Here is a 25,894-nt window from a genome sequence, read left to right as displayed (position 1 = left end):
GCACGGCCTTCAAGGGCGGACGGATGTTCGAGCACGGCCATTGCCCGGCGTCGTTGCCCTATTTGTAGACGCCGCAGGGCTGTCGGGCCTTGCGCAGGCGCAAGCAAACGAGAAATCAGGAGGGATCAGCCGTTGGTCGCGGCGATGCCCCAACGCGCGAGTGCCTTGTCGTCGGCAACGCGGGCATCGACCCAGCGCGCACCGTCGGGCGTCTGTTCTTTTTTCCAGAACGGAGCCTGCGTCTTCAAGTAGTCCATGAGGAATTCGCAGGCCTGGAAGCTTTCGCCGCGATGCGCCGACACCACCGCGACCATCATGATCTGCTCGAGCGGCTGCAACAGGCCGATGCGATGGATCACGCGGGCGCCGAGGATGTCGAAGCGACGGTGCGCTTCGTTGATCATGGCCTCGATGGCCTTCTCGGTCATGCCAGGGTAGTGCTCGAGCTCCATCGACGCCACGTCGGCCCCGTCGTTGCGATCGCGCACCGTACCGATGAAACTGCAGACGGCGCCGATGGCCGAATTGCTTGCGCGCAGAGCAGCGATCTCGGCCGCGAGATCGAAGTCTGCGGTTTGAACGAAGACGCGCGGCGGACCGCTCACCGATGCACTCACGGATGCGCCGATAGATGCGCTGGCGGACATGTGCCGGTCGCCTTCAGCCGCCGGTGACAGGCGGAAAGAACGCCACTTCAGCGCCGTCCAGCAGCACAGCGCTCTCTACACTCATCACCTGATCCAGCGCCATGCGGACTGCCTTGCCGCGCGCCAGCGCTTCGGCATAGGGAGCACCCCGCGCGATCAATTCGTCCCGCAACACAGCGAGCGTTTCGGCATTCGTCTCCACGGACTCGCTGGACTTCGCAAGAGCTTCGCGGACCGAGGCGAAGTAGCGGATCGAGATTTTCATGTGCGTCTTTGTTGCGGCGGTCATCGAGCGCTCATGCAATCAGCGAAGCGAACGGAATGAACTGCACGGTATCGCCCTTCTTGATCGGCTGGCCGGCCGGCGTGTCGACGACGCCATCACCCCACACGGCGGAGGTCAGCACGCCGGAGCTCTGATTTGCAAACAGATCCAGTCCGCCGTCGGCGTTGCGACGTGCGCGAAGGAACTCGCGGCGCCGGTCGGGGCGGGGCCAGTCGAAGTCTGAACGCATCGCGACAGATTCCACCGCCACGCGCGCCGCGCCTTGCAAGGTGAGGATGAAGGGCCGCACCAGTAACAGAAATGTCATGAAGCTCGACACCGGATTGCCGGGCAGCCCGGTGATGTGCGTGCCGTTGATGTTGCCGTAGGCAAACGGCTTGCCCGGCTTCATCGACAGCGACCAGAGCTGAAGTTCGCCGAGTGCCTGGATGGCGGCCTTGATGTGGTCTTCTTCGCCTACCGACACGCCCCCTGTCGTGATGATGAGGTCGTTGTTTGCCGCTGCTGTGCGCAGCGCATCGATGGTCGCATCGCGCCGGTCGGGCACGATGCCGAGATCGTTGACCTCGCAGCCGAGGCGATGCAGCAACGCTCGCATGAAGAAGCGGTTCGAGTTGTAGATAGAGCCCGGCTTCATCGCCTCGGGCGACACGTCGCCAGGCATCACGAGCTCGTCGCCGGTCGACAGCAGCGCGACGCGTGGGCGCTTTGAAACCGTCAGCCGATCGAAGCCGACGCTGGCTGCGAGACCGAGCGCTGCGGGCGTCAGGCGTTCGCCGCGCGCCAGCACGACATCGCCGGCGGCGACGTCTTCGCCGGCTCGGCGAATCCACTGGCCAGCGTCTGGCGCGACGTTGATGCACACGCTGCCGAGCCCGCCTTCCTGCGGCAACGTCGACGTGTCTTCCTGCATCACGATCGCGTCAGCCCCCTCGGGAATTTGCGCGCCAGTGAATATCCGGGCGGCGGTGCCGGCAGCGAGCGCCGAGCCGACAGTGCCAGCAGGAATGCGCTGCGTCACCTGCAAAACCGAATCGGCGGTGGCGCAATCGGCTGCTCGCACAGCGTAGCCATCCATCGCGCTGTTGTCGCGCGGCGGCACGGTCAGCGCCGAGACGACGTCTTGCGCCAGCACGCGTCCGTCTGCTTCGAAGGTGAGGACGCTTTCAGTGCCGACCGCGGGCGCGGCCTTGGCAAGCAGGCTGGCGACCGCCTCGTCGAGCGGCATCAAAGAAGGACGTGAGGTTGGCGCGGATTCAGGCATGGTGCTGGTTGTATTCGAAGCGATCGCCGCTGTCGATCAGCCAACGCGCCAGTGCTTCGGCATCGTTCAGGTCGAACACCGGCAGCGGCGTGGGCGCAGGCAGTCGGGTCGCGTCGTCGGTCGCGATGCCGACGATGAAGCGATCGTCAATGTAGTGCGCGGTGCGTGCCGGCTCACCGTCTTGTGCTGCACGCCAGACCTCGATCTTGGGCAGGTCGGCATGCCGAAAGCCTTCGACAAAAACCCAGTCGATTCGGGCATCGAGTTCGGCGATGAGGTCATGGACCGAAAGCTGCGTCGGCTGTTCGAACTCGCGCATCAACGCGAGCCGTTTGTCCGACGCCACTACTACCTCGAAGGCGCCCGCCTCACGATGACGGTAGGTGTCCTTGCCCGGACGATCGACATCGAACTTGTGGTGCGCATGCTTGACGACCGAGACGCGTGGGCCCTGTCGCCTCAACACCGGTATCAAGCGCTCGACCAGCGTGGTCTTGCCCGCGCCGGAATATCCGGAAAAGCCGATCGCTTTCATGCCGACTCAGTCCGAGTTTTGCGCAATGTAGGCTTTGATGGCTTCCGCGTCGGCCGGCAATTTGACGACACGCTTGGGCAATGCCTCGATGCCTTCGAAGCCGGCCGGCCGCTCCGGCTCACGACCCAGTGCCTCGACGATCGTTGCTGCGAACTTGATCGGCAGAGCCGTCTCCAGCACGATCATCGGCACGCCCTGCGTGAGGTGTTCGCGCGCAGCCTTGAGGCCGTCGGCGGTGTGCGTGTCGATGAGCGTTGCAAAGCGCTTGTCGGTGTCGCGAATCGTGGCGAGCCGGTCGGCGTGCGTGCTGCGGCTGCTTTTGAAACCAAACCGCGTGGCCGTCAGTGCGAACGCCGGATCGTCGCTTAGGTCGAAACGGCCAGTGCGTGCGAGCTCGGTGTCGAACAAGCTGTGTAAACGCTTCGCGTCGCGGCCCAGCAAGTCGAACACGAAGCGCTCGAAGTTGCTGGCCTTGCTGATGTCCATCGACGGGCTCGATGTTTCGTGCGTGTCGGCGGCCGCGCGCACACGGTAGACGCCGGTGCGAAAGAACTCGTCGAGCACATCGTTCTCGTTGGTGGCGACCACCAGCGTGTGGATCGGCAGGCCCATCATCCGCGCGACGTGCCCAGCGCAGACGTTGCCGAAATTGCCGGAGGGCACCGCGAAGCTCACCTGCTTGTCGTTCCCATCTTTCGCTGCCGGCGTCGCCTGGAAATAACCAGCGAAGTAGTAGACGACCTGCGCCAGCAGCCGCGCCCAATTGATCGAATTGACCGTGCCGATCTTGTACTTGCGCTTGAAAGCGAGGTCGTTCGACACCGCCTTCACGATGTCCTGGCAATCATCGAAAACGCCGGCGATCGTGATGTTGTGAATGTTGGCGTCTTGCAGGCTGAACATTTGTGCCTGCTGAAACGGGCTCATGCGGCCTTCGGGTGACGTCATGAAAACGCGCACGCCCTTTTTGCCGCGCATCGCGTATTCGGCCGCGCTGCCAGTGTCGCCACTGGTCGCACCAAGGATGTTGAGTTCGGCGCCACGGCGCGCCAGTTCGTACTCGAACAAATTGCCGAGCAACTGCATCGCCATGTCCTTGAAGGCGAGCGTCGGGCCGTTCGAGAGGGCTTCGAGGTACACGCCGTCTTCGAGCTCGCGCAGCGGCACGATCTCGTCGCTGCCAAAGACTTCAGCGGTGTACGTCTTAGCGCAGAGCGCTCTCAGATCGGCCGGCGGAATGTCGTCGATGTAGAGCGACAGGATCTCGAATGCGAGTTCGGCATAGGGCAGATCGCGCCACTTCGCCAGCATGGCCGAATCGACCTCCGGATAGTGCTCGGGCAGATACAGGCCACCGTCAGGTGCCAAGCCTTCAAGCAGGATCTCGCAAAAGCGTTTGCGATCGGGGTGACCGCGCGTACTCAGGTAGTTCATCGATTCGATCAGCTCAGTTCTTCTTTGCGAATCCGCACGATCGGCGCCAGCACCGTCGGCAGCGCCTGCAGCTCGGCAATCACGTCGTTGACCGTGCCCTCACGCGCGTCGTGCGTGAGGATAATGAGGTCGGTTTGCGTCGAGCCCTCGCCGCCCACCTCGTCGGCTTCGCGCTGAAGCACGGCGTCGATGCTGATGCCGGCGGTCGCCAGCAGGCCGGTCACCTTGGCGAGCACGCCGGCCTGATCGGCCACGCGCAGGCGCAGGTAGTAGCTGGTGACGACTTCGGTCATCGGCAGCACCTTGAGGTCGCTCATCGCGTCGGGATGGAAAGCCAGATGCGGCACGCGGTGCGCGGCGTCGGCCGTGTGCAGGCGCGTGATGTCGACCAGGTCGGCGATCACCGCACTGGCGGTAGGCTCGCTGCCCGCGCCCTTGCCGTAGTACAGCGTGTTGCCCACCGCATCGCCGTTGACCAGCACGGCGTTCATCGCGCCTTCGACGTTCGCCAGAAGGCGCTTCGACGGCACCAGACTCGGGTGTACGCGCAGCTCGATGCCGTTGGGCATGCGCTTGGTGATGCCGAGCAGCTTGATCCGGTAGCCGAGTTGTTCGGCGTACTTGATGTCTTGCGCGGACAGCTTGGTGATGCCCTCGACGTGCGCCTTGTCGAACTGCACCGGAATGCCGAAAGCGATCGCGCTCATCAGCGTGACCTTGTGCGCCGCGTCGACACCTTCGATATCGAAGGTCGGGTCGGCTTCTGCGTAGCCGAGGCGTTGCGCATCCTGTAGCGCAGTTGCAAAGTCGAGACCCTTGTCTCGCATCTCCGACAGAATAAAGTTGGTCGTGCCGTTGATGATCCCGGCAATCCACTGGATGCTGTTGGCAGTGAGCCCTTCGCGCAGCGCCTTGATGATCGGGATGCCGCCTGCGACTGCGGCTTCGAAAGCGACCATCACGCCCTTGGCGTGTGCAGCCGCAAAAATCTCGGTGCCGTGCACTGCGAGCAGCGCCTTGTTGGCGGTGACCACGTGCTTGCCGGCCGAAATGGCCTCGAGCACGAGTTGCCTTGCAACGCCGTAGCCGCCGATGAGTTCGACCACGATGTCGATGTCCGGATTGGCGATGACGGCGCGCGCATCGTTCACGACCTGCACGGCGTCGCCGACGACGGCTTTGGCGCGCTCGGTGTCGAGGTCGGCCACCATCGTGATCTCGATACCGCGGCCGGCCCGGCGTTTGATTTCTTGCTGGTTGCGCTCAAGCACCTTGAAGGTGCCGCTGCCTACCGTGCCGATGCCGAGCAGGCCTACTTGGATGGGTTTCATTCTTGGAAATTTCGTCGAAAAATCAGGCGTTGCGCGTGCGGTAGCGTTCGAGAAACTTGGCGATGCGGTTGATCGCTTCGCGCAGGTCTTCTTCATGCGGCAAAAACACGATGCGGAAATGGTCTGGCGTGGCCCAGTTGAAGCCGGTTCCTTGCACCAGCATCACCTTGGTTTCCTTCAGCAACTCGAGAAAGAAAATCCGGTCGTCGTCGATCGGGTAGACCTTCGGGTCGAGCTTGGGAAACATGTAGAGCGCAGCCACCGGCTTTACGCAGGTCACGCCGGGAATGGCGGTGATCAGCTCGTACGCCAGGTCGCGCTGGCGGCGCAAGCGCCCTCCCTTTCCCACCAGATCGTTGATGCTCTGGTAGCCGCCGAGAGCGGTTTGAATCGCCCACTGGCCCGGCACATTGGCGCACAGCCGCATGTTGGAGAGCATGTTGAGCCCCTCGATGTAGTCGAGCGCCTCCTTCTTGTCGCCCGACACCACCAGCCACCCTGCGCGGTAGCCGCACGAGCGATAGCTCTTGGAAAGCGAGTTGAAGGTGAGCGTGAGCACGTCGGTGCTCAGGCTGGCAATGGCGGTGTGCTTGACGCCGTCGTACAGCACTTTGTCGTAGACCTCGTCGGCCAGCAGCACCAGGCCATACTCACGCGCGATGTCGACGATGGCCTTCAGAATCTCGTCGGAATAAAGTGCGCCGGTCGGGTTGTTCGGGTTGATGACGACGATGCCCTTTGTGCGCGGCGTGATCTTGGAACGCAGGTCGTCCAGGTCGGGCATCCAGCCGTTCGCTTCGTCGCACAGGTAGTGCACCGGCGTACCGCCGGACAAGCTCGACACCGCAGTCCACAGCGGATAGTCCGGCGCCGGCAGCAACAGCTCGTCGCCATCGTTCAGCAGTGCGTTGGTGGCCATGGCAATGAGCTCGCTTGCGCCGTTGCCCAGATAGATGTCGTCGAGCGTGACGCCGGCGATGCCCTGCTTTTGCGTTTCGTGCATCACCGCCTTGCGCGCTGCGAAGATGCCCTTGCTGTCCGAGTAACCCGCCGACGCCGGCAGATTGCGGATCATGTCTTGCTGCACCTCCTCAGGTGCGTCGAAGCCGAACATGGCGAGGTTGCCGATGTTGAGCTTGATGATCTTCTGGCCCTCTTCTTCCATCTGCTTGGCGGCGTCCATGATCGGACCGCGGATGTCGTAGAGAACGTTGGCCAGCTTGGCCGATTTCTTGATTTGCTTCAAAACGGAAAGCCCTCCCGGGCGGGTTGCTCGAAAGGCCCTGCGGGGCCTCGTGTCACTGGAGAAAACCTATAATTTGACCACAGTTCGCACCCCCGCCAGATGAAGCTCCAGCCCGATAAATCCGACGTTCAGACTCTCACCGCGCACGGCCCTGGCTGGGTCGCGATCAACAATGAAAAAGTCGAGGGCAGCATCGTGGTGGGCTCGCGCGGCGAGCGCTTCGAGTGGGGCTGCACCAGCTTCGACCAGATCGGTGCCGAGCACTTTGCCCAACTCGCTGCGCTGGGGGCCGAGCTCATCATTTTCGGCAGCGGCAAGCGCATCCGGTTCCCGCAAGCGGCGTGGCTTCAGCCGTTGATGGCAAAGCGCACCGGCGTCGAGACGATGGACACTCCCGCTGCCTGTCGCACCTACAACATCCTGGCCGGTGAAGGGCGCCACGTGGTGGCCGCCCTGCTGGTCGAGCCGCCCGACGGTGCCGGATAGTTCTCTTTTCGGGGTAAAATCGCGGGTTGCGACACGGCGAGCTGCCCTCAGTTAGCAACGACCAATCCTTCACTTCGACGAGTGTGCTCGCAAGTGAAACCCAACGGAGAAAACAAGTTTCATGGCGATCGTTGTCAACAAACCCATCCCTGAATTCGATGCCAATGCCACTGGTGGCCTCAAGGTTTCGAACACTTCGCATCTCGGTCACGTACTGGTGATGTACTTCTACCCCAAAGACAACACCCCTGGTTGCACGACTGAAGCAATGCAGTTCCGCGACCGGTTCAAGGACTTCGTGAAGGCTGGTGCCACTGTGTTTGGCGTGTCCCGCGACAACATGAAATCGCATGACGAGTTCAAGGCCAAGCTCGAGCTTCCTTTCGAGCTGATCGCCGACACCGAAGAGAAGATGTGCCACATGTTCGGCGTGGTCAAGAACAAGATCATGTACGGCAAGAAGGTCAAGGGCATCGAGCGCAGCACCTTCCTGATCGGCGCCGATGGCATTCTGAAGGCCGAATGGCGCGGCCTCAAGGTTCCAGGCCATGTCGACGACGTGCTCAAGGCCGTTAAGGCCCTGAAAAAAGCCGCGTGAAAATGCGGTTCGTCGCTGTTTGACTGTTGCAGCCGCAACACGAACGGCTTCGGATGCGTCATCCGTGGTGTGCATAATGGCCTCATGCCGTTGAGGTCCACGACCGCATTCCTCGAACAAAGCCGCCTTGGCCTTAAGGCGGCTTTTTCGTTTTCTGGTTCCCCCTATCCTGCGAGCGAACTTCCACATGCCCTTGCCTCCTGCCCCTACGAAACGCGCCGCCCTGCTCTCTCCCGACGCGCTGGACGCGCCGGCGCATTCATCGCAAAAGGCGCCCCGACGCGGTGGCGGCCGCCACGCTGACGAAGCGCCGGTCGCCGGCACGCAGCCGCTGGAATTGTTAGATCGCCGCCCTGCCGACGCAGGCGGCGGGTCCAACACCGGACCGGCCCAGCAAATCGAGACGAAGCCACGCCCCGTCGTCAGGGCGGAACTGTCACCCGAACCGACGCAAGCCAGGGCCGAACGCACGCCTTCGCCGGCTCAGACGCCAGTGCCTGCGCCCGCGCCGGTTACACGTGCACGGCCAGAGCGCGCACCGCAGGACAGCGCGCGGCCGCGCCGCGCAAAGTCATCAGGCCCGGCCAAGCTGTTCGTGCTGGACACCAACGTGCTTCTGCACGATCCAATGTGTCTGTTTCGCTTCGAAGAGCACGACATTTTCCTGCCGATGATCGTGCTCGAAGAGCTGGACAGTCACAAGAAAGGCACGACCGAAGTCGCGCGCAATGGCCGCCAGACCAGCCGCACGCTGGACGCACTGGCCGGCGCCAAGGATGCCGATATCACCAAGGGGCTGAAGCTCGACGCCACCGGCCATCGGGGTGCGGGTGGCAAGCTGTTCTTTCAGACGGCGCCACTCGATTACTCGCTGCCGACCAGCCTGCCACAAGGCAAGGCGGACAACCAGATCCTGGGTGTGGTGCAGGCGCTGCGCGACCTCTATGCGCAGGACGCACCAGGTCGGCCGAAGCAGGAAGTGGTCCTGGTGTCGAAGGACATCAACATGCGCGTCAAGGCGCGCGCACTGGGCCTTGCGGTCGATGATTACCAGAACGACAAGACGCTCGAAGACGGCGACCTTTTGTACGCCGGCTCCTTCGCCCTGCCGCTCGACTTCTGGACGCGTCAGAGCAAGACGGTCGAAAGCTGGCAGAGCGGCAGCACGACCTTCTATCGCATCAGTGGCCCCATCGTGCCCAACCTGTACATCAACCAGTTCGTGTACTTCGAGGCGCCCGGCGAGCCGAGCATGTACGCGCGCGTGACTGAAATCCGGGAGAAGACCGCGGTGCTCAAGACGCTCAAGGACTACAGTTCCGGCAAGAACGCAGTGTGGGGCGTGGCAACCCGCAACCGCGAGCAAAACTTCGCGATGAACCTGCTGATGGACCCGGATATCGACTTCGTCACGTTGACCGGTACCGCCGGCACGGGCAAGACACTGATGGCGCTGGCGTCGGGCCTCACGCAGGTGCTCGACGATCGGCGCTACACCGAGATCATCATGACTCGCGCCACGGTAAGCGTGGGCGAGGACATCGGCTTTTTGCCAGGCACCGAAGAAGAAAAGATGGGCCCGTGGATGGGTGCACTGGACGACAACCTCGAGTTCCTGGCCAAGGGCGATGGCGGCGGCGCCGGCGAGTGGGGCCGCGCGGCCACTAATGAGCTGATCCGCAGCCGCATCAAGATCAAGAGCATGAACTTCATGCGCGGGCGGACGTTTCTGAACAGGTACGTGATCGTCGACGAGGCACAGAACCTGACGCCCAAGCAGATGAAGACGCTCATCACCCGAGCCGGACCGGGCACCAAGATCATCTGCATGGGCAACCTCGCGCAGATCGATACGCCGTACCTGACCGAAGGCTCGTCGGGTCTGACTTTCGCAGTCGACAAGTTCAAGGGATGGCCGCACGGCGGCCACATCACGCTGGCGCGCGGCGAGCGTTCGCGACTCGCGGACTTCGCCAGCGAAGTGCTCTAGGCGAACGCGCATCACCGAAAGAGCCCGCGCTGCCGATGGTTGCGCGGGCTCTTTCGTCTACAAAAAAACTCGTTGCAATGATGTTGTCAGGAGGCGTGCGTCAGCATCACCGAGTCTTGCCGCGATGTTGCGGCGCCTGCAGGTTGATACGGTGCCGCGCTAGTACTCGTACCCGCCGCCGCTCGCCAGACTCTCGAACTTGGTGATCGGTTTCAGGAACGCAAGCTTGATGGTGCCGGTTGGCCCGTTTCGTTGTTTGCTGATGATCACTTCTGCAACGCCCGGCTCTTTCGAGTCCTTGTTGTAGTAGTCGTCGCGGTAGATGAACATGATCACGTCAGCGTCCTGCTCGATGGCGCCCGACTCGCGCAAGTCGCTCATCATCGGACGCTTGTCGGTGCGGCTTTCAACACCGCGACTCAACTGCGACAGCGCGATCACGGGGCACTTCAGCTCCTTGGCGAGCATCTTCAAACCGCGAGAGATTTCGCCCACCGCAGTGGCACGATTTTCATCGCTCATCGATGTCGAGACGCTCATGAGCTGCAGGTAGTCGACAACGATCAGGCCCAGCTGTCCGCAGGTGCGGGCCAGCCGCCGCGCGTTGGCGCGCAGTTCACTTGTCGTGAGGCCCGGCGTATCGTCGATATGCAGCGAGATGTTTCGCAGTTTCTCGATGGCTTCGGTCAAGCGCGGCCACTCTTCGTCGGTCAGCTTGCCGGTGCGCAGATGCGTCTGGTCGATGCGGCCGATGGAACCGACGATCCGCACCGCAAGTTGCGAGGCACCCATTTCCATCGAAAACACCGCGACAGGCAGGCCTTCGTTGAGCGCAACGTGCTCGGCAATATTGATCGCCAGGGCGGTCTTGCCCATCGAAGGGCGAGCGGCCAGCACGATCATGTCGCCCGCCTGAAAGCCTGAGGTCATCCGGTCGAGGTCCACAAAGCCGGTCGGCACGCCCGTGATGTCGTTCGGGTTGTCTGCCATCTCGGTCACGCGATCGAGCAGTTCGACCACCAGGGAATCCATCCCCTGGAAACCCTGTTTCATGCGCGAGCCTTCCTCGCCGATGTTGAAGATCTTTTGCTCGGCCTCGTCTAGGATTTTGTCGACGGCTTTGCCTTGCGTATTGAAGGCGTTGGTGGCGATCTCGTCGCTGGCCGAAACCAGCTTGCGCAAGATCGAGCGCTCGCGAACGATCTCCGCATAGCGTCGGATGTTGCTCGCGCTCGGGACGTATTGCGCGAGCGAATTCAGATAGACGAGACCACCGATTTCGTCGGCCTTGCCGAGGTTCTGCAAGTGCTCGTAGACGGTTATCACGTCCGCCGGCTTAGTCGCATTGATGAGTGCGCCGACCGACGCGTAGATCAGCTTGTGCTCATAGCGATAGAAGTCGCTGTCGACCAGCAGGTCGCCCATCCGGTCCCATGCGTTGTTGTCGAGCAGCAGGCCGCCGAGCACGCTCGACTCCGCTTCGATGGAATGCGGCGGGATGCGAAGTTGCGCAACCTGACGGTCGGAAGAATCGTTTTCGGCGAAAGAAAAAACAGCGGACATGGGGCCTCGAATTGGAACGGCATGCTACGCCCACGACGGGCGCAGCGTCCATGCACAACGCTGTGCATGTGCTGTGTATCTGCTGTGCAAAACCCTGTGCACAGGCGCTGAACAACATGGAAAAGCTGGGTGACCGTCGACGGGACAAAGAAAAAGCCGCCCGGAGGCGGCTTTCGCAGCAGCGCACCTCTGTGCGCTCCATCAACCTGGTTTCAGGCCTGGATCAGGCGGTTTCGCCGTACACCGTCACGGTGATGTCGACCACCACATCGGTGTGGAGCGCCACGCTCACAGTGCTGTCACCGACAACCTTGATTGGACCGTTGGGCATACGCACTTGCGACTTGGCAACCTTGTAGCCCTGCTTGTTCAACTCTTCGGCGATATCACCATTGGTGACCGAGCCGAACAAACGACCGTCGACGCCAGCTTTTTGCGTGAGCTTGATGGCCGTGCCGCCGAGCTTTTCGCCTTGGGCCTGCGATTCGGCGAGCTTGGTAGCCGCCGCTTTTTCGAGATCGGCGCGCTTGGCGGCGAATTCGGCCTTGTTGGTTTCCGTGGCGCGACGAGCGCGGCCCGACGGAATCAGGAAGTTACGTGCGTAGCCGTCCTTGACCTTGACGATATCGCCGAGGGCGCCGACGTTGACGATCTTGTCCAGAAGAATGATTTGCATGGTGTCGAACTCCTTAGACGCGGTGCTGGTCGCTGTACGGCACCATTGCGAGGAAGCGTGCACGCTTGATCGCGGTGTTGAGCTGGCGCTGATAAATAGCGCGGGTGCCGGTCAGTCGTGCGGGAATGATCTTGCCGTTTTCGCTGATGAAATCGCGCAGGGTGTCGATGTCCTTGTAGTCGATCTCTTCGACATTCGCGACGGTAAAGCGGCAGAAACGCTTGCGCTTGAACAGCAGCGACTGGGTGTTGCGCTTCGGACGCTTGTCTTTGTTGAATTTCTTGAACGTGGCCATGATGGGACCTCTCGAAAATTAATCTTGCTGAAAATCCTGGATGTGCAGTACGGGATGCTTACCGTTGCCGGGAGTCGCCAGAAAGCCCTGAAATCGCCAGAGACTTCCCAACGCCTGACTTGCGAGTCGCTCGGCGGTTGTGCCGAACGCCACGGCCTTCAAAGCCGCCTTCACCTGCCTGGCCTGCCCTGCTTCTTCGATCTTCGATTCATGGTCGAGCCGAAGATCAATGGCGGGCAAGCCGGATGGCGTGAATCGCAAGGCACCGAGTTCGGCGACCACGGCTGTCAGCAGGAGCTGATTGGCCGCGACCGCTTTATCGGTCACCGTCACACCATCAGTTGTTGTTGTTCGCGTACTCGGCTTGTTGGGCCTTGCGAGCCTCTTCGCGCTCGACCGTCTTCATCATCGACGAAGGACCGGTATCGGCCTTCTTCTTGACCACGGTCAGGTGGCGCAGCACGGCGTCGTTGAACTTGAACGCGTGTTCGAGTTCTGCCATCACGGTTTGCTCAGCTTCGATGTTGACGCACAGGTAGTGAGCCTTGCTGAGCTTGTTGATCTGATAGGCCAGTTGGCGGCGGCCCCAGTCTTCGACGCGGTGGATCTTACCGCCACCGGTCGTGATGAGACCCTTGTAGCGCTCCAGCATGGCCGGAACTTGTTCGCTTTGATCCGGATGGATCAGCAGGATGATTTCATAGTGACGCATAGCACTCCTTGTGGAATTTTCCTCGAAACGAGGGGAAAGCCACCCGCAGCGTCGGACGCGGTGTGGCAAGGGAAAGCCCACGATTATAGCAGTCACCCCTCCCATGACGCACTTCGCGTGCCTGCATCAGCCTTCGAGTGCGCGGTCGAGTTCAGCGGCTTTGTCCGCGCCAACGGCTGTGCGGATCTTCGGCGCCAATGCCAGGAGCTCGTCGTACGTGGAGGTGCCCTCGACCGACAGGTTCAAGCGAAAACCGCGCAACCCGAGTGATCCGGTCAGCCGCGTCGCAATGGGATAAGCGTCCTGATATCTTTGTTGGCGCGAGCGCGTGGACGTTGGCTGCAACGGGGCAGCAGCAAGAAAGGCGGGGGCGGCCGCCGGGGACGACAACGGCGCGGGTGAAAACGGCTGGGTTGCTTGTACAGGCGCGGGACGGCTGGGAGCAGGAGCGGGCTCCGCCGATACAGATCGAGCCATCCCATGCGCGCCCATTCCGGTAAGCAGCGCGAGCAACCCCAAATCAACCATGTGATCGAGATCTTCTTGCGAGATTCCCATGCCGGCCGCGAGCACGTCGTCGATCGAACGCCTGCCGTCGCACAGGATGAAGGCCGAGCGCTGCCGCGGCGTCAGCCGCACCGAACGGTCCTTCAACGTCTGCTGACCCGAGTCGGTCTTGACAAGAATCATGATTTCGATGGTCCCGAAGTGAATGGTCGATTGCCGCCAGCGCATCGGTTGCTACCAACACGGCCAGACGCGCTTCATCGATTTCGGAGTTTGACATCAAAAAAGCATTTGGTTGCAATTACACGAAACTGACGCGGGCATTGCGTCAGCAGTGTGAATAAATTGGCAGCACAGGCGCAACAGCCGCGCGCTGCCTGGCAGGCTCAGCGGGCCGCCAGCTGCTTCCATGTGTCGATCACGCTGTCTGGATTGAGAGAGATGGATTCGATCCCCTGCTCAGCAAGCCACATCGCGAAGTCCGGGTGGTCGCTCGGACCCTGACCGCAAATACCGACATATTTTCCTTGGGCCTTACATGCCTTGATGGCGCGGCTCAGCATGGCTTTGACCGCCGGGTCGCGCTCGTCGAAGTCGGCCGCCAAAAGCTCCAGGCCGGAATCGCGGTCCAGTCCCAACGTCAGCTGCGTCAGGTCGTTCGAGCCGATGGAAAACCCGTCGAAGAACTCCAGGAACTCATCCGCCAGGATGGCGTTGCTTGGCACTTCGCACATCATGATGATCTTGAGGTCGTTCTCGCCGCGCTTGAGACCTTCGGCTGCCAGCAGGCCGGTCACGCGCTCGGCTTGACCCAGCGTGCGCACGAACGGCACCATGATCTGAACGTTCACCAGGCCCATCTCGTTGCGCACCCGCTTCAACGCTTCGCACTCCATCAGGAAGGCTTCGCGGAAATCGTCGCTGATGTAGCGAGCGGCACCTCGGAAGCCGAGCATCGGGTTCTCTTCTTCCGGCTCGTAACGCGAACCGCCAATCAGCTTGCGGTATTCGTTCGACTTGAAATCAGACAGTCGCACGATCACAGGCTTGGGCCAAAAGGCTGCGGCAATGGTGGCGATGCCTTCGGCCACCTTGTCGACGTAAAAAGCGCGTGGCGACGCATGGCCTCGCGCCACCGATTCGACGGCCTTCTTCAAGTCGTTGTCGACGTTGGGATAGTCGAGGATCGCCTTAGGGTGCACGCCGATGTTGTTGTTGATGATGAACTCGAGCCGCGCCAACCCGACCCCATGGTTCGGGAGTTGCGCAAAGTCGAAAGCAAGCTGCGGGTTACCGACGTTCATCATGATCTTCAGATCGATGTCCGGCATCGTGCCGCGCTCGACCTCGGTCACTTCGGTTTCGAGCAAGCCGTCGTAGATGAAGCCCGTATCGCCTTCCGCGCAACTTACAGTGACGAGTGTTCCTTCTTTCAGCAGATCCGTCGCGTCCCCGCAGCCAACGACGGCCGGAATGCCGAGCTCGCGCGCAATGATGGCGGCGTGGCAGGTGCGCCCGCCGCGATTGGTCACGATGGCGGCTGCGCGCTTCATCACCGGCTCCCAGTTGGGGTCGGTCATGTCGGTCACGAGCACGTCGCCAGCCTGGACCTTGTCCATCTCGCTGATGTTGTAGACAAGGCGAACTGGCCCCGTGCCGATCTTCTGGCCGATCGCGCGGCCTTCGGCCAGCACTGCACCCTTGCCCAGCAGCTTGTACCGTTGCTCGGCTTTGCCTTGCTGCTGGCTCTTCACTGTTTCAGGCCGCGCTTGCAGAATGTACAGATGGCCGTCGGTGCCGTCCTTGCCCCACTCGATGTCCATCGGGCGACCGTAGTGCTCTTCGATGACCAGCGCGTACCTGGCGAGTTGCTCGACGTCGGCATCGGTCAGCGAATAGCGGTTGCGCTGTTCGGTAGGCACGTCGGTCGTCTTGACCAACTTGCCGCTCGCCTTTTTCTCATCGGCGCTGGCGAATTCCATCTGGATCAGCTTCGAGCCGAGGTTGCGGCGGATCACCGCGCGCTTGCCGGCACGCAAGGTCGGCTTGTGCACGTAGAACTCGTCGGGATTGACGGCGCCCTGCACCACCGTTTCACCCAACCCATAACTCGAAGTGATGAACACCACGTCTTCGAAGCCAGACTCGGTGTCGATGGTGAACATCACGCCCGCCGCGCCCAGGTCAGAACGCACCATCCGTTGCACGCCAGCCGACAGCGCCACCACGTCATGGGCAAATCCCTTGTGCACGCGGTAGCTGATCGCACGGTCGTTGTAGAGGGAGGCAAACACTTCCTTCATCTTGTGCAGCACGTCTTCGACACCGACCACGTTGAGGAAGGTTTCTTGCTGTCCAGCGAAGGAAGCATCGGGCAAGTCTTCGGCCGTTGCCGACGAACGCACGGCAAAACTGGCTTGCGGGTTGCCCGCGCTCAGCGTGGCAAAGGCGTCGCCGATGGCTCTCTGCAAGTTGTCGGGAAATGGCTGAGCTTCGACCATCGACCGGATCTCCGCGCCGACCTTGGCCAGCTCGCGAACGTCTTCAGTGTCAAGCTTGGCGAGCACAGCGCTGATCTTGCCGGCCAGTCCGTCATGAGCCAGGAACTCGCGAAAGGCGTGGGCTGTGGTCGCAAAACCGGTCGGTACGCGCACGCCTTGAGGCAACTGCGAAATCATCTCGCCGAGACTGGCGTTCTTGCCGCCCACCGACTCGACGTCGGTCATTCTCAGATTCTCGAACGGTACGACCAGGGCGGTCGCTTCGAATAGTTCAGACATGGGGAAGCTCCAGAAGTTAAAACCGGTGCCGCATGCAGTCGACTCAGCACGATCGTTCTCGTTGCTCTGGGTGCGTAGGCGTTCTGCATGGGATGTGTGGAGAGCGGGAAGCAGATTCCCGATAATGGGCCGAATTGTAGGCGTGGCACCGTTGTACGCGCCGCAGGACAAGGCCGCAGATCATGCAAACCCGTACCGTTTTCTTCATCTCCGACGGCACCGGCATCACTGCCGAAACCTTCGGCAACGCCGTTCTGGCCCAGTTCGAAATGAAGCCGCGCCACGTTCGGCTGCCCTTTACCGACACGGTCGACAAGGCGCACCAGGCTGTCAGGCAAATCAACCATACGGCGGAGATCGAGGGCGTACGGCCGATCGTCTTCACCACCATGGCGAACATGGAGGTGCTCGAGGTGATTGAAACCGGCAGCAAGGGCATGCTGCTCGACATGTTTGGCACCTTCGTGCGCCCACTGGAGATCGAGCTGGGCGTCAAGTCCAATCACCGCATCGGGCGCTTCAGCGATGTAAGCAAGAGCAAGGAATACACCGCGCGAATCGCAGCGATCGACTTCAGCTTGGCCCACGACGATGGCCAGAGCAATCGCGACCTCGAAGGCGCGGATGTCATTCTGGTCGGTGTGAGCCGAAGCGGAAAGACGCCGACATCGCTCTATCTGGCCATGCAGCATGGCCTCAAAGCCGCCAACTACCCGCTGATTCCGGAAGACTTCGACCGGCGCCAGCTGCCGCCAGCGCTGCTGCCTCATCGCAAGAAGATGTTCGGGCTTACGATCCAGCCCGAGCGCCTCGCTGAAATCCGCAATGAGCGCCGACCGAACTCACGTTACGCAAGCCTCGAGAACTGCCGGCACGAAGTAAGTGAAGCAGAGGCGATGATGCGGCGTGCTGGCGTTCGCTGGCTGTCGACCACCACCAAGTCGATCGAAGAAATCGCGACCACGATCCTTCAGGAACTGCGGCCCGAACGACTCGTCTATTAGCCGCTCAGACCGCCGCGCTTCCTGCTAGGAGTGCTTGTCGCATTCAGGCGGCGACAGCGACCTTCGGTTGCGCAGATTCTTCCTCGACCGGTGCCGTCGTTCGAATCAGGTGATCGAACGCACTGAGCGCAGCCTTTGCACCATCACCCGCGGCGATGATGATCTGCTTGAACGGCACCGTCGTTGCATCGCCGGCAGCGAACACGCCGGGCACCGAAGTCTGCCCCCGTGCGTCGACGATGATTTCGCCGTGCTTCGACAGTTCGACCACGCCCTTGAGCCAATCGGTATTCGGCACGAGGCCGATCTGGATGAAGACACCTTCGAGCGCGACCGTGCGCAATTCACCCGATACGCGATCCTTGTAGAGCAGACCATTGACTTTTTGGTCGCCGGTGATCTCCGTGGTCTGCGCATTGGTGAAGACCTCGACGTTTTTCAGGCTCATCAGCTTGCGCACGAGCACTGCATCTGCGCGCAGTGCCGTGTCGAACTCGATGAGAGTCACATGACCGACGATACCCGCCAAATCGATGGCCGCTTCAACACCCGAATTGCCGCCGCCGATCACCGCAACGCGCTTGCCCTTGAAGAGAGGGCCGTCGCAGTGCGGGCAGTACGCCACACCCTTGTTCTTGAATTCGTGCTCACCGGGCACGTTGATGTTGCGCCAGCGAGCGCCCGTTGAAATGATGATTGACCGGCTCTTCAGCGACGCGCCGCTTTCCAGCTGCACCTCGATGAATTCCTTGCCCGGCACCAGTGCCTTGGCGCGCTGCAAATTCATGATGTCGACGTCGTAATTGCGAACGTGCTCCTCGAGTGCGTGGGCGAACTTCGGGCCTTCGGTTTCTTTGATAGAAATGAAGTTTTCGATGCCCAGGGTGTCGAGCACCTGACCTCCGAATCGCTCGGATGCAACGCCAGTGCGAATACCTTTTCGCGCTGCGTACACGGCGGCAGCGGCACCAGCCGGTCCGCCACCGACGATCAGCACGTCGAACGGGTCCTTGGCGTCGATCTTCTTCGCTTCACGCTCCACGCCGCTGGTGTCGATCTTGGAGAGAATTTCCTCGAGCGTCATGCGGCCCTGGCCGAACTCGGTGCCGTTCAGGAACACGGTCGGCACGGCCATGATCTGGCGCTCCTTGACTTCGTCCTGGAAGGTGCCGCCTTCGATCATCGTGGTGCGGATGCGCGGGTTCTGCACCGCCATCAGATTGAGTGCCTGCACGACGTCGGGGCAGTTGTGGCAGGTCAGCGAAACGTAGATCTCGAATTCGAAATCGCCGTCGAGCGCCTTGATCTGGTCGAGGATGGCTTGCTCGACCTTGGGGGGATAGCCGCCGATCTGCAACAGGGCCAGGATCAGCGACGTGAACTCGTGGCCCATCGGCAAGCCGGCAAAACGCGGACCGTGGTTCTCGCTCGGGCGATTCACCGAGAAAGAGGGTTTGCGATGCCTGTCGTCGCGGCTCTCGGTCAGCTTGACGAGCGGGGACGATTCAGCGACGTCCTTCAGCAACGACAACAGCTCACCCGAGGCATTGCTGTCGTCCAGCGAGGCGACGATTTCGATCGGCTGCGTCGCACGTTCGAGGTAACTTTTCAGTTGGGCTTTGGTGGCGGTGTCGAGCATGACGAATTCACTTCTTTAAGAACGAACTTCTGTAGAAACAAAAAAGCCCGGGAGCAAACGCGCCCGGGCTCGGGCGCAGGTTGGTGCTTAAATCTTGCCGACGAGGTCGAAGGACGGCGCAATGGTCTTGTCGCCTTCGTTCCATTTAGCGGGGCAGACTTCATTTGGATGTGCAGCGGTGTACACAGCGGCCTTGAGCTTGCGGAGTGTTTCCTTCACATCTCGGGCGATTTCGTTGGAGTGCACTTCAGCGGTCTTGATGATGCCGTCCGGGTTGACCACGAAGGTACCGCGCAAAGCCAAGCCTTCTTCTTCGATATACACATCAAAGCCCTTGGCGAGCACGTGCGTCGGGTCACCTACCAGCGGGAACTTGGCCTTGCCAACGGCAGGCGAGGTGTCGTGCCAAACCTTGTGCGAGAAATGGGTGTCGGTGGTCACGATGTAAACCTCTGCACCCAACTTCTGAAATTCAGGATAGTTGTCGGCCGCGTCTTCGACTTCAGTTGGGCAGTTAAAGGTGAACGCAGCCGGCATGAAAATCAGCACCGACCACTTGCCCTTGAGCGACTCGTTGGATACCTCGATGAATTTGCCGTTGAGATAGGCTTGGGTCTTGAAGGGGACGATCGCGGTATTGATCAAAGACATACTGTTTTCCTTGGTGGCTGGTAAAAAAGACAGCTCATAGAGAGCCTTTCACTAGTGTAACTACCAATAGCGCTGAACTTATAGCTATGGGTTATTCCAAGGATTGCGCGCCACTATGAAGCTCGGAGTGTCCGGCAAGGGCTCGTTCACGCACGACCGCGTGCCAACGCGAACGTGTATCAGCATCACACGCGTTCAGACGCGGCGAAGCATGGAATTGCTTGCCCCGACGGGCTTCAACCTCTGACAATCCCCCTTCAGAAAAAGGAAAAGATCATGAAGGGCGACCCACAAGTCATCGAACACCTGCAGGCTCAGCTTAAAAACGAGCTCACTGCAATCAACCAGTATTTCCTGCACTACCGCATGCTCAAGCATTGGGGTCTGGACAAGCTGGCCAAGAAGGAATACGAAGAATCGATCGGCGAGATGAAGCATGCCGACTGGCTGATGGACCGCATCTTCATGCTCGACGGCTTGCCCAATCTGCAGGACCTCGGCAAGCTCAATATTGGCGAAGACGTACCAGAGCTGTTGAACTGCGACCTCGGTGCAGAAACCGCAGCGCAAGCGACCATCAAGGCCGGCATCGCACATTGCGAATTGGTACGCGACTATGTCTCGCGTGATCTGCTGCAGAAAATCCTCGACGACACCGAGGAGCACATTGATTTTCTTGAAACGCAGATCGATCTGGTCGGCAAGGTTGGACTACAAAATTACCTGCAGAGCCAGATGGGCCAACACGAATAAGGCGGCATTTTCTCGACAACAAAGCGGGGCCTCGGCCCCGCTTTGTTTTTTGGCTTTACCTGCCGCTTACCCAAGCTACCTTGCTATCTATTCGATAGCTCCGCTGGCAATCAGGCGGGGCTATGCGAGCCATTCTCCCCACCATAAATCTGCCTCCCAAACGCTATCGTAAATAGTATTCATTCTCATTTGTGAGGATAGAATTGCAGCCTCCGATGACAGCAGCAGTCCCCTCCTCCGCCATTGACAACCGCCGACGCGCCTACTGGCTCAAGACACTGCACGAGTGGCACTGGGTGAGTTCGGCGATGTGCCTGATCGGGTTGATTCTTTTCAGTGTGACTGGCTTCACCCTTAACCACGCAGGCCAGATCGAAGCCAAGCCGGCCGTCACCAATCGCCACGCGAAGCTCGACGCGGCACTGCAGTCCAGGCTTGAAAGTCGAACCGCAGTAGTCAAGGCAGATAAAGCGAGCAAAGGCAGAGCGCCCATGCCGGTCGAACTGCATTCATGGCTACAGAAACAGTTTGCGGTCGACACCTCGGGCCGCGACGCCGAATGGTCCGATGACGAGATCTATCTATCGCTGCCCCGTCCCGGTGGCGATGCGTGGTTGCGTGTGAGCCTTACCGACGGCGATGCCGAATACGAGCGCACCGACCGAGGCTGGCTCTCCTATCTGAACGATCTCCATAAAGGCCGCAACACCGGAAAAGCGTGGAGCTGGTTCATCGACATTTTTGCAGGCGCCGCGTTGGTCTTCTCGATCACCGGCCTGTTCATTCTCAAGATGCACGCGGGCAACCGACCGTTCACCTGGCCGATGGTCGGCATGGGCTTCGTCATTCCTGTGGTGCTTGCGCTGCTCTTTATTCATTGACTCCTTTCCAAGAGGTTTTACGTGCAACTTCGCTATGCCCTGGCCCCGCTCACCGCTTCGGTCCTGTTCGCCGCCCCGGCCCTCGCTAGCGGCTTGGGCGTGAACATCGAGGTGCCGCGCCTTAGCGGGTCGGAATACCACCGCCCTTACGTTGCCGCGTGGATCGAACGTGCCGACAATTCGCTCGAAGCCACGCTCGCGGTCTGGTACGACGTGCGCACCAAGACCAACAACCCCGAAGGCGAAGGCACCAAGTGGCTGAAAGATCTGCGCCAGTGGTGGCGCCGCGGTGGACGAGAGCTCGCAGTGCCTGCCGACGGCATCACGGGCGCCACCAAGCCGGTCGGCAAACAACAACTCAACTTCACCGAAGGCACGGGTGCGATGCCCAAGCTCGCTGCGGGCTCATACAAGCTGGTGGTCGAAGCCGCACGCGAAGCCGGTGGGCGCGAAGTCGTGAGCATCCCGTTCCAGTGGCCGCCGAATTCCTCACAGCCCATGGTGGCAACGGGCAAGGAAGAGCTGGGCGAAATTACTCTTCAACTCAAACCGTGATTCGGGCAAACGTCAAGATTGATCGATCCACTCTCAGTCACCGGAGTCAGCTATGAAAATTTCCGTTCTCTCGACCGCCGCCACGGCCCTCGCCCTTACCACCGTGCTCGGAACGGCCCAAGCGCACAACGCCTGGTTACTGCCTTCGACCACTGTCTTTTCAAAGGCCGACGTGGTCAGCATCGATGCTGCCGTGTCGAACGATCTGTTTGTCGCTAACCACGCTCCGCTGCGTCTTGACGGTCTTTTGATCACAGCGCCGGACGGCAGCACGATCAAACCCGAGAACGAAGCCAAGCTCAAGCAACGAACCGTGTTCGACGTCGCTGTGGCGCAGCCGGGCACTTACCGCATTGCGGTCATCAATTCGGGCGCGTTCGCTTCCTGGAAAGACAAGGCCGGTGCGCAAAAACGGGCGCGCGGCACGGCCGAAACCATCGCCAAGGAAGTCCCGGCCGACGCGACCGATGTGGTCATCTCGCAATCTACGGGCCGCATCGAAACCTTCGTTACCGTCGGCAAGCCATCTGTACTGAAGCCGATCGGCCAAGGACTGGAACTCATCTCGACCGGAAGTCCGACCGATCTCGTCAAGGGCGAGAAGACGAGCTTCACGCTGAACCTCGACGGCCAGCCCGCCAAGGATCTCGAAGTGACGGTGACCGCCGGCAACACGCAGTATCGCGACAAGCTGCAGGAAACGAAGATCAAGACCGACGCCAAAGGTCAGTTCACCGTGACCTGGCCGATGGCCGGCATGTACTGGCTCGACGCCAGCACCAAAGACAATAAGACCACCGTGCCGCAAGCCAAAGAACGACGTCTGAGCTACGCGGCGACGCTGGAAGTCATGCCCTGAACGTGCATCGCGACCTTGCTCATTCAAGCTTAGACGCGCCGGCTCGCTCTGCGGCGCCTTCTTTTGCCACTTGGCGTGCCGGCGGCTATGCCAATCTCGCGGTGCCGCGCCGAGCGGACCCGGTGCGCCTGCAGCAGCTGGGCGGTCGCACGATGGGCACGACATGGTCGCTGCGTTTCGACAACCCGCGCATGCTTCCATTGCCGCAAGTGCGTTCTGCTATCGACGAATCACTGGCGCGCGTGATCGCCCAGATGAGTCATTGGGAATCCGCATCGGACATCAGTCGATTCAACGCGGCGCCCGCAGGCTCGCGTCACACCATCGCCCGGGAGTTTCGCGATGTCTTGGTGTGCGCGCTACGGTGGGCCGAGGCCAGCGGCAACGCAATCGATCCCACGATCGGCGCGCTCGTTGGCTGTTGGGCATTCGGTCCGGACGCGGACGAGTCGACAGCGGCATTCGTTCCGTCGGCCGAGGCAGTCGCCGAGGCACGCGCGCGCACCGGGTGGCAAGGGCTTGCCTTCGATGCGGCCACCGCGACTTTGCTCCAGCCGGGCGGCTTGGCGCTCGATTTTTCAGGCATCGCAAAAGGCTTTGCCGTCGACCATTGTGTTGCGTCGCTTCACGCAATCGGGCTGCATGACTTTCTGATGGAGATCGGTGGCGAACTCCGCGGCGCCGGACGGCGACCAGACGGTCGTCCATGGCAAGTCATGATCGACTCGTCGCTTTCCGAAACCGACGGCACGCCGCAACGTGTGCAACTCAACGACCTTGCCATCGCAACGTCCGGCGACCGCTGGCACACGCGCGAGCGCGACGGCAGGCGCTGGTCGCACACCATCGATCCACGCAGCGGCGAGCCGGTTTCAAACGAACTCGCTGCGGTGACCGTGCTGCATCGGTCCTGCATGGAAGCAGACGCACTGGCGACAGTGCTCACGGTTCTCGGGCCCGTCGACGGCATGGCGTTTGCGGAGACGGGCGACATCGCCGCACGATTCGTTTGCCGGGGCACCGACGCGCTGGACGTGCGCGCCAGCTCGGCGTGGAATTCACGCGATACCTTGGCGCAATGAGCGACATGTTGGTCCGCACGGTGGGCGCAGGCGCGACGCTGCTGGGCTACGCCGCGTTGTGTTCGGCGGTGTTCATCAGGCAGCGCAGACGGCACGCTGCAAAGCGTCTCGCGGCGCAAGCGCTGGCCGGCGATGGAACCACAGAACCAGCACTGGTCCTGTTCGCCAGCCAGACCGGGCAAGCCGAATCGATCGCTTGGGAAACCGCGCGCTGGTTGCACGACGCCGGCACGTCGACGCGTGTATTGCCGCTCGACGAGGTCGATGCGACGACGCTCGAAAGCGCAAAACGCGCCTTCGTTATCGCCAGCACCTATGGCGAAGGCGATGCGCCGGATGGCGCCGCCGTCTTCGCCGAGAAAGTGATGGGCCTGTCGCTGAAACTGCCGGCGCTGCGCTACGCCGTCCTCGCTTTGGGCGACCGTGGCTACGACAATTTCTGCGGCTTCGGGCGAGACATCGACAAGTGGCTGACACGCACCGGCGCCCGACCGATGGTGGCGCGCATCGATGTCGACAACGGAGATCCGGCGGCCCTGGCCCAATGGCGGGCGCATTGGCGAACCCCGGCTACAGACGACGCGGTCAGCTCAGGTGAAACAACTCCGAGTGGCGCGGCAACCGGTGAAACCAGCCTGTTCGCTCCCTGGCAGCTTGTCTCGCGAGTGCTGTTGAACGCCGGCAGCGCTGGCGCGCCGATCTATCAACTCGCGTTCGGACCGCCGCGCAGCGTTGTTGCGGACTGGCGTTCCGGCGACCTCGTGCAGATTCAGCTTGCTGGCGATGCCGGGAGGCTGCGCGACTACTCCATCGCATCGATCGCCATCGATGGTCAGCTCGAATTGATGGTGCGGCAAGAGCAACACCCCGATGGCACGCTGGGTGCGGCATCGGGCTTGCTGACCTCGACTCTCTTGATCGGCGACACGGTTGCGATGCGCCTTCGGCCGCACGCGCGTTTTCGGCTCGAGGGCAACGCCAATCGGCCGCTCATCCTCATCGGTAATGGAACTGGCCTTGCCGGCCTGCGCAGCCACCTGCGAGCGCGAGATCCACAGGGCGCAATCGATACCGCGTCTCCAATCGCTGCCAGCCGGAAAGCGTCCGCTGCTACGGCAGACAACTGGTTGATCTTCGGCGAGCGCAACGCTGCGCACGACTTTCTCTGTCAGGCGGAGATTGAGGCTTGGCAGGTCAATGGTCATTTGCAGCGTCTGGACATGGTTTTTTCGCGCGATCAGACCGAGCGACTCTATGTTCAGCACCGGTTGCTGCGCCACGCCGACGAACTGACGAACTGGGTTAAGCGCGGCGCGGCGATCTACGTGTGTGGCAGCGTGAAAGGCATGGCGTCGGGCGTGGATTCGGCGCTAAGGCAAATCCTCGGCGACGCGGAAGTCAATGCGCTTTCGCGCGAAGGCCGCTATCGGCGTGATGTGTATTGAAAGCCTGAGGGCCCGGACGAGGGTTCGAGCTATTGACCAATAGCGATTGCAAATGCGAGAGATTCGTATTTATAATCATGCTCCTTCAACAGCCAGCCAATCTGCCGCTTCACCGCCATGATCGTTTGCGTTTGCCGCCGAGTCTCTGATCGTGACATCGCACGCCATGCGCGCGCTGGCATGACCTTCGATGAAGTGCAGTTCGAACTCGGCGTAGCCACCCAGTGTGGTCAGTGTGAAGGTTGCGCGCGAGATGTCGTCGCGCAGTGCAGCGCATCGCATCCGGTCGCCGCGTTGAACCGCGAAACCGGGCATCAGTCGATCCAGCTTGCTAATTCCATTTCGGAAAGCAAAGCATGGAACTCTTCTCGGCACTCGGTGGCAGCCTGATTTTCGTGGCCGGCTCGGTCTGGTGGATATTTCGCAAGTAAATCGCGGTTTCTGCTGCATCGCGGGCACGTTTTGGCGTGCGCGCTCTCGAATGGTTGATCGTGTCTGACCGCTTTTCTTCACCGCCAACCGCGCTGGGCTTGTCCCGAAACACCGTCATCGCTGGTGGCGTCGTACTCTTTCACCTTGCCGCACTGTGGGCGTTGCAAGCAGGCCTGATTCGCAAGGCAGCGGAGATCGTCATCCCGGTGGAAATAATCAGTCAGTTCATCGATCCCCCGAAAG

General features: G+C 61.2%; 27 protein-coding genes and 1 pseudogene. 12 read left to right on the top strand and 16 right to left on the bottom strand.

Features of this window, described 5'->3' with window-relative positions; genetic code table 11:
- Window positions 1-125: 125 nt before the first annotated feature.
- The 7 genes from QN413_RS09180 to QN413_RS09150 are packed head-to-tail and all read right to left on the bottom strand — an operon-like array spanning window position 126 to window position 6,743.
- A complete protein-coding gene (locus QN413_RS09180) occupies window positions 126-647 on the bottom strand; it encodes a molybdenum cofactor biosynthesis protein MoaE (RefSeq protein WP_323496316.1) in 522 nt (173 codons plus the stop codon).
- Window positions 648-660: 13 nt separating this feature from the next.
- The gene (locus QN413_RS09175) at window positions 661-912 is read right to left on the bottom strand and encodes a MoaD/ThiS family protein (RefSeq protein WP_323496315.1); all 252 of its coding nucleotides are present in this window, start codon (window positions 910-912) and stop codon (window positions 661-663) included.
- A gap of 31 nt (window positions 913-943) precedes the next feature.
- Window positions 944-2,161: a gephyrin-like molybdotransferase Glp gene (gene glp, locus QN413_RS09170; protein WP_323496314.1), complete on the bottom strand. Its 1,218-nt coding sequence runs from the start codon at window positions 2,159-2,161 to the stop codon at window positions 944-946.
- Window positions 2,162-2,189: 28 nt separating this feature from the next.
- A complete protein-coding gene (gene mobB, locus QN413_RS09165) occupies window positions 2,190-2,732 on the bottom strand; it encodes a molybdopterin-guanine dinucleotide biosynthesis protein B (RefSeq protein WP_323496313.1) in 543 nt (180 codons plus the stop codon).
- 6 nt (window positions 2,733-2,738) lie between these two features.
- Window positions 2,739-4,166, bottom strand: a complete 1,428-nt coding sequence (gene thrC, locus QN413_RS09160) for a threonine synthase (protein ID WP_323496312.1) — start codon at window positions 4,164-4,166, stop codon at window positions 2,739-2,741.
- Between the two features lie 8 nt (window positions 4,167-4,174).
- Entirely contained in the window at window positions 4,175-5,497 is a 1,323-nt protein-coding gene (locus QN413_RS09155; RefSeq protein ID WP_323496311.1) for a homoserine dehydrogenase, read from the bottom strand.
- Window positions 5,498-5,519: 22 nt separating this feature from the next.
- Window positions 5,520-6,743, bottom strand: coding sequence for a pyridoxal phosphate-dependent aminotransferase (locus QN413_RS09150; protein ID WP_323496310.1), 1,224 nt, complete (start codon window positions 6,741-6,743; stop codon window positions 5,520-5,522).
- 99 nt (window positions 6,744-6,842) lie between these two features.
- On the opposite strand from QN413_RS09150, the gene QN413_RS09145 reads away from it, so the two are divergent.
- From QN413_RS09145 to QN413_RS09135, 3 genes are all read left to right on the top strand, one after another.
- Window positions 6,843-7,229: an Mth938-like domain-containing protein gene (locus QN413_RS09145; protein WP_323496309.1), complete on the top strand. Its 387-nt coding sequence runs from the start codon at window positions 6,843-6,845 to the stop codon at window positions 7,227-7,229.
- 121 nt (window positions 7,230-7,350) lie between these two features.
- Window positions 7,351-7,827 (top strand): peroxiredoxin, encoded by a 477-nt coding sequence (locus tag QN413_RS09140; RefSeq protein ID WP_187052584.1) that lies wholly within the window; start codon window positions 7,351-7,353, stop codon window positions 7,825-7,827.
- A 187-nt stretch (window positions 7,828-8,014) separates the two neighbouring features.
- Complete coding sequence (locus QN413_RS09135; RefSeq protein ID WP_323496308.1) at window positions 8,015-9,817, top strand: PhoH family protein; 1,803 nt, start codon at window positions 8,015-8,017, stop codon at window positions 9,815-9,817.
- A 159-nt stretch (window positions 9,818-9,976) separates the two neighbouring features.
- Here the strand turns inward: QN413_RS09135 and dnaB are convergent, their stop codons facing one another.
- The 7 genes from dnaB to ppsA form a co-directional block, all read right to left on the bottom strand.
- Window positions 9,977-11,380: a replicative DNA helicase gene (gene dnaB / locus QN413_RS09130; protein WP_323496307.1), complete on the bottom strand. Its 1,404-nt coding sequence runs from the start codon at window positions 11,378-11,380 to the stop codon at window positions 9,977-9,979.
- Window positions 11,381-11,603: 223 nt separating this feature from the next.
- On the bottom strand, window positions 11,604-12,056 hold the full coding sequence (rplI, locus tag QN413_RS09125) for a 50S ribosomal protein L9 (protein ID WP_323496306.1): 453 nt from the start codon (window positions 12,054-12,056) through the stop codon (window positions 11,604-11,606).
- Window positions 12,057-12,069: 13 nt separating this feature from the next.
- Window positions 12,070-12,351 (bottom strand): 30S ribosomal protein S18, encoded by a 282-nt coding sequence (rpsR, locus tag QN413_RS09120; protein ID WP_068632397.1) that lies wholly within the window; start codon window positions 12,349-12,351, stop codon window positions 12,070-12,072.
- Window positions 12,352-12,369: 18 nt separating this feature from the next.
- The gene (gene priB / locus QN413_RS09115) at window positions 12,370-12,645 is read right to left on the bottom strand and encodes a primosomal replication protein N (protein WP_187055135.1); all 276 of its coding nucleotides are present in this window, start codon (window positions 12,643-12,645) and stop codon (window positions 12,370-12,372) included.
- A 43-nt stretch (window positions 12,646-12,688) separates the two neighbouring features.
- The gene (gene rpsF, locus QN413_RS09110) at window positions 12,689-13,063 is read right to left on the bottom strand and encodes a 30S ribosomal protein S6 (protein ID WP_323496305.1); all 375 of its coding nucleotides are present in this window, start codon (window positions 13,061-13,063) and stop codon (window positions 12,689-12,691) included.
- A 126-nt stretch (window positions 13,064-13,189) separates the two neighbouring features.
- On the bottom strand, window positions 13,190-13,753 hold the full coding sequence (locus QN413_RS09105; RefSeq protein WP_323496304.1) for a hypothetical protein: 564 nt from the start codon (window positions 13,751-13,753) through the stop codon (window positions 13,190-13,192).
- A 203-nt stretch (window positions 13,754-13,956) separates the two neighbouring features.
- A complete protein-coding gene (gene ppsA / locus QN413_RS09100) occupies window positions 13,957-16,350 on the bottom strand; it encodes a phosphoenolpyruvate synthase (protein ID WP_323496303.1) in 2,394 nt (797 codons plus the stop codon).
- 182 nt (window positions 16,351-16,532) lie between these two features.
- Here ppsA and QN413_RS09095 point away from each other — a divergent pair, with 182 nt between their 5' ends.
- Window positions 16,533-17,354 (top strand): pyruvate, water dikinase regulatory protein, encoded by an 822-nt coding sequence (locus tag QN413_RS09095; protein WP_187052590.1) that lies wholly within the window; start codon window positions 16,533-16,535, stop codon window positions 17,352-17,354.
- Window positions 17,355-17,397: 43 nt separating this feature from the next.
- Here QN413_RS09095 and ahpF read toward each other — a convergent pair whose 3' ends face one another.
- A complete protein-coding gene (ahpF, locus tag QN413_RS09090; RefSeq protein WP_323496301.1) occupies window positions 17,398-18,993 on the bottom strand; it encodes an alkyl hydroperoxide reductase subunit F in 1,596 nt (531 codons plus the stop codon).
- Between the two features lie 87 nt (window positions 18,994-19,080).
- Window positions 19,081-19,644, bottom strand: coding sequence for an alkyl hydroperoxide reductase subunit C (gene ahpC / locus QN413_RS09085; RefSeq protein WP_323496300.1), 564 nt, complete (start codon window positions 19,642-19,644; stop codon window positions 19,081-19,083).
- Between the two features lie 276 nt (window positions 19,645-19,920).
- Here ahpC and bfr point away from each other — a divergent pair, with 276 nt between their 5' ends.
- The 8 genes and pseudogenes from bfr to QN413_RS09045 form a co-directional block, all read left to right on the top strand.
- Window positions 19,921-20,397 carry a bacterioferritin gene (gene bfr / locus QN413_RS09080; protein WP_323496299.1) on the top strand — a complete coding sequence of 159 codons (477 nt, stop codon included), beginning with the start codon at window positions 19,921-19,923 and terminating at the stop codon, window positions 20,395-20,397.
- A gap of 215 nt (window positions 20,398-20,612) precedes the next feature.
- Window positions 20,613-21,278: a PepSY-associated TM helix domain-containing protein gene (locus QN413_RS09075; RefSeq protein ID WP_323496500.1), complete on the top strand. Its 666-nt coding sequence runs from the start codon at window positions 20,613-20,615 to the stop codon at window positions 21,276-21,278.
- A 21-nt stretch (window positions 21,279-21,299) separates the two neighbouring features.
- The gene (locus QN413_RS09070) at window positions 21,300-21,833 is read left to right on the top strand and encodes a DUF2271 domain-containing protein (protein ID WP_323496298.1); all 534 of its coding nucleotides are present in this window, start codon (window positions 21,300-21,302) and stop codon (window positions 21,831-21,833) included.
- Window positions 21,834-21,885: 52 nt separating this feature from the next.
- Window positions 21,886-22,692, top strand: a complete 807-nt coding sequence (locus tag QN413_RS09065) for a DUF4198 domain-containing protein (protein WP_323496297.1) — start codon at window positions 21,886-21,888, stop codon at window positions 22,690-22,692.
- Between the two features lie 101 nt (window positions 22,693-22,793).
- The gene (locus QN413_RS09060) at window positions 22,794-23,774 is read left to right on the top strand and encodes an FAD:protein FMN transferase (RefSeq protein WP_323496296.1); all 981 of its coding nucleotides are present in this window, start codon (window positions 22,794-22,796) and stop codon (window positions 23,772-23,774) included.
- Window positions 23,771-25,219: a sulfite reductase subunit alpha gene (locus QN413_RS09055; RefSeq protein WP_323496294.1), complete on the top strand. Its 1,449-nt coding sequence runs from the start codon at window positions 23,771-23,773 to the stop codon at window positions 25,217-25,219. The genes QN413_RS09060 and QN413_RS09055 overlap by 4 nt, the downstream gene beginning before the upstream one ends.
- Before the next feature lie 117 nt (window positions 25,220-25,336).
- On the top strand, window positions 25,337-25,609 hold the full coding sequence (locus QN413_RS09050; protein ID WP_323496293.1) for a (2Fe-2S)-binding protein: 273 nt from the start codon (window positions 25,337-25,339) through the stop codon (window positions 25,607-25,609).
- A gap of 101 nt (window positions 25,610-25,710) precedes the next feature.
- A pseudogene (locus tag QN413_RS09045) lies at window positions 25,711-25,894 on the top strand (energy transducer TonB); the annotation flags it as partial.

The sequence above is a fragment of the Variovorax sp. LG9.2 genome, from assembly GCF_035018885.1.
GTDB lineage: Bacteria > Pseudomonadota > Gammaproteobacteria > Burkholderiales > Burkholderiaceae_C > Variovorax.
The sequence above is the reverse complement of the archived record's forward strand: the minus strand, read 5'-3'. Positions and strand labels throughout refer to the sequence as shown.

Coding starts and splice junctions, on each gene's coding strand:
- QN413_RS09180 (WP_323496316.1), bottom strand. CDS start 647: ATGTCCGCCAGCGCATCTATCGGCGCATCCGTGAGTGCATCGGTGAGC.
- QN413_RS09175 (WP_323496315.1), bottom strand. CDS start 912: ATGAAAATCTCGATCCGCTACTTCGCCTCGGTCCGCGAAGCTCTTGCG.
- glp (WP_323496314.1), bottom strand. CDS start 2,161: ATGCCGCTCGACGAGGCGGTCGCCAGCCTGCTTGCCAAGGCCGCGCCC.
- mobB (WP_323496313.1), bottom strand. CDS start 2,732: ATGAAAGCGATCGGCTTTTCCGGATATTCCGGCGCGGGCAAGACCACG.
- thrC (WP_323496312.1), bottom strand. CDS start 4,166: ATGAACTACCTGAGTACGCGCGGTCACCCCGATCGCAAACGCTTTTGC.
- QN413_RS09155 (WP_323496311.1), bottom strand. CDS start 5,497: ATGAAACCCATCCAAGTAGGCCTGCTCGGCATCGGCACGGTAGGCAGC.
- QN413_RS09145 (WP_323496309.1), top strand. CDS start 6,843: ATGAAGCTCCAGCCCGATAAATCCGACGTTCAGACTCTCACCGCGCAC.
- QN413_RS09140 (WP_187052584.1), top strand. CDS start 7,351: ATGGCGATCGTTGTCAACAAACCCATCCCTGAATTCGATGCCAATGCC.
- QN413_RS09135 (WP_323496308.1), top strand. CDS start 8,015: ATGCCCTTGCCTCCTGCCCCTACGAAACGCGCCGCCCTGCTCTCTCCC.
- dnaB (WP_323496307.1), bottom strand. CDS start 11,380: ATGTCCGCTGTTTTTTCTTTCGCCGAAAACGATTCTTCCGACCGTCAG.
- rplI (WP_323496306.1), bottom strand. CDS start 12,056: ATGCAAATCATTCTTCTGGACAAGATCGTCAACGTCGGCGCCCTCGGC.
- rpsR (WP_068632397.1), bottom strand. CDS start 12,351: ATGGCCACGTTCAAGAAATTCAACAAAGACAAGCGTCCGAAGCGCAAC.
- rpsF (WP_323496305.1), bottom strand. CDS start 13,063: ATGCGTCACTATGAAATCATCCTGCTGATCCATCCGGATCAAAGCGAA.
- QN413_RS09105 (WP_323496304.1), bottom strand. CDS start 13,753: ATGATTCTTGTCAAGACCGACTCGGGTCAGCAGACGTTGAAGGACCGT.
- ppsA (WP_323496303.1), bottom strand. CDS start 16,350: ATGTCTGAACTATTCGAAGCGACCGCCCTGGTCGTACCGTTCGAGAAT.
- QN413_RS09095 (WP_187052590.1), top strand. CDS start 16,533: ATGCAAACCCGTACCGTTTTCTTCATCTCCGACGGCACCGGCATCACT.
- ahpF (WP_323496301.1), bottom strand. CDS start 18,993: ATGCTCGACACCGCCACCAAAGCCCAACTGAAAAGTTACCTCGAACGT.
- ahpC (WP_323496300.1), bottom strand. CDS start 19,644: ATGTCTTTGATCAATACCGCGATCGTCCCCTTCAAGACCCAAGCCTAT.
- bfr (WP_323496299.1), top strand. CDS start 19,921: ATGAAGGGCGACCCACAAGTCATCGAACACCTGCAGGCTCAGCTTAAA.
- QN413_RS09075 (WP_323496500.1), top strand. CDS start 20,613: ATGACAGCAGCAGTCCCCTCCTCCGCCATTGACAACCGCCGACGCGCC.
- QN413_RS09065 (WP_323496297.1), top strand. CDS start 21,886: ATGAAAATTTCCGTTCTCTCGACCGCCGCCACGGCCCTCGCCCTTACC.
- QN413_RS09055 (WP_323496294.1), top strand. CDS start 23,771: ATGAGCGACATGTTGGTCCGCACGGTGGGCGCAGGCGCGACGCTGCTG.
- QN413_RS09050 (WP_323496293.1), top strand. CDS start 25,337: ATGATCGTTTGCGTTTGCCGCCGAGTCTCTGATCGTGACATCGCACGC.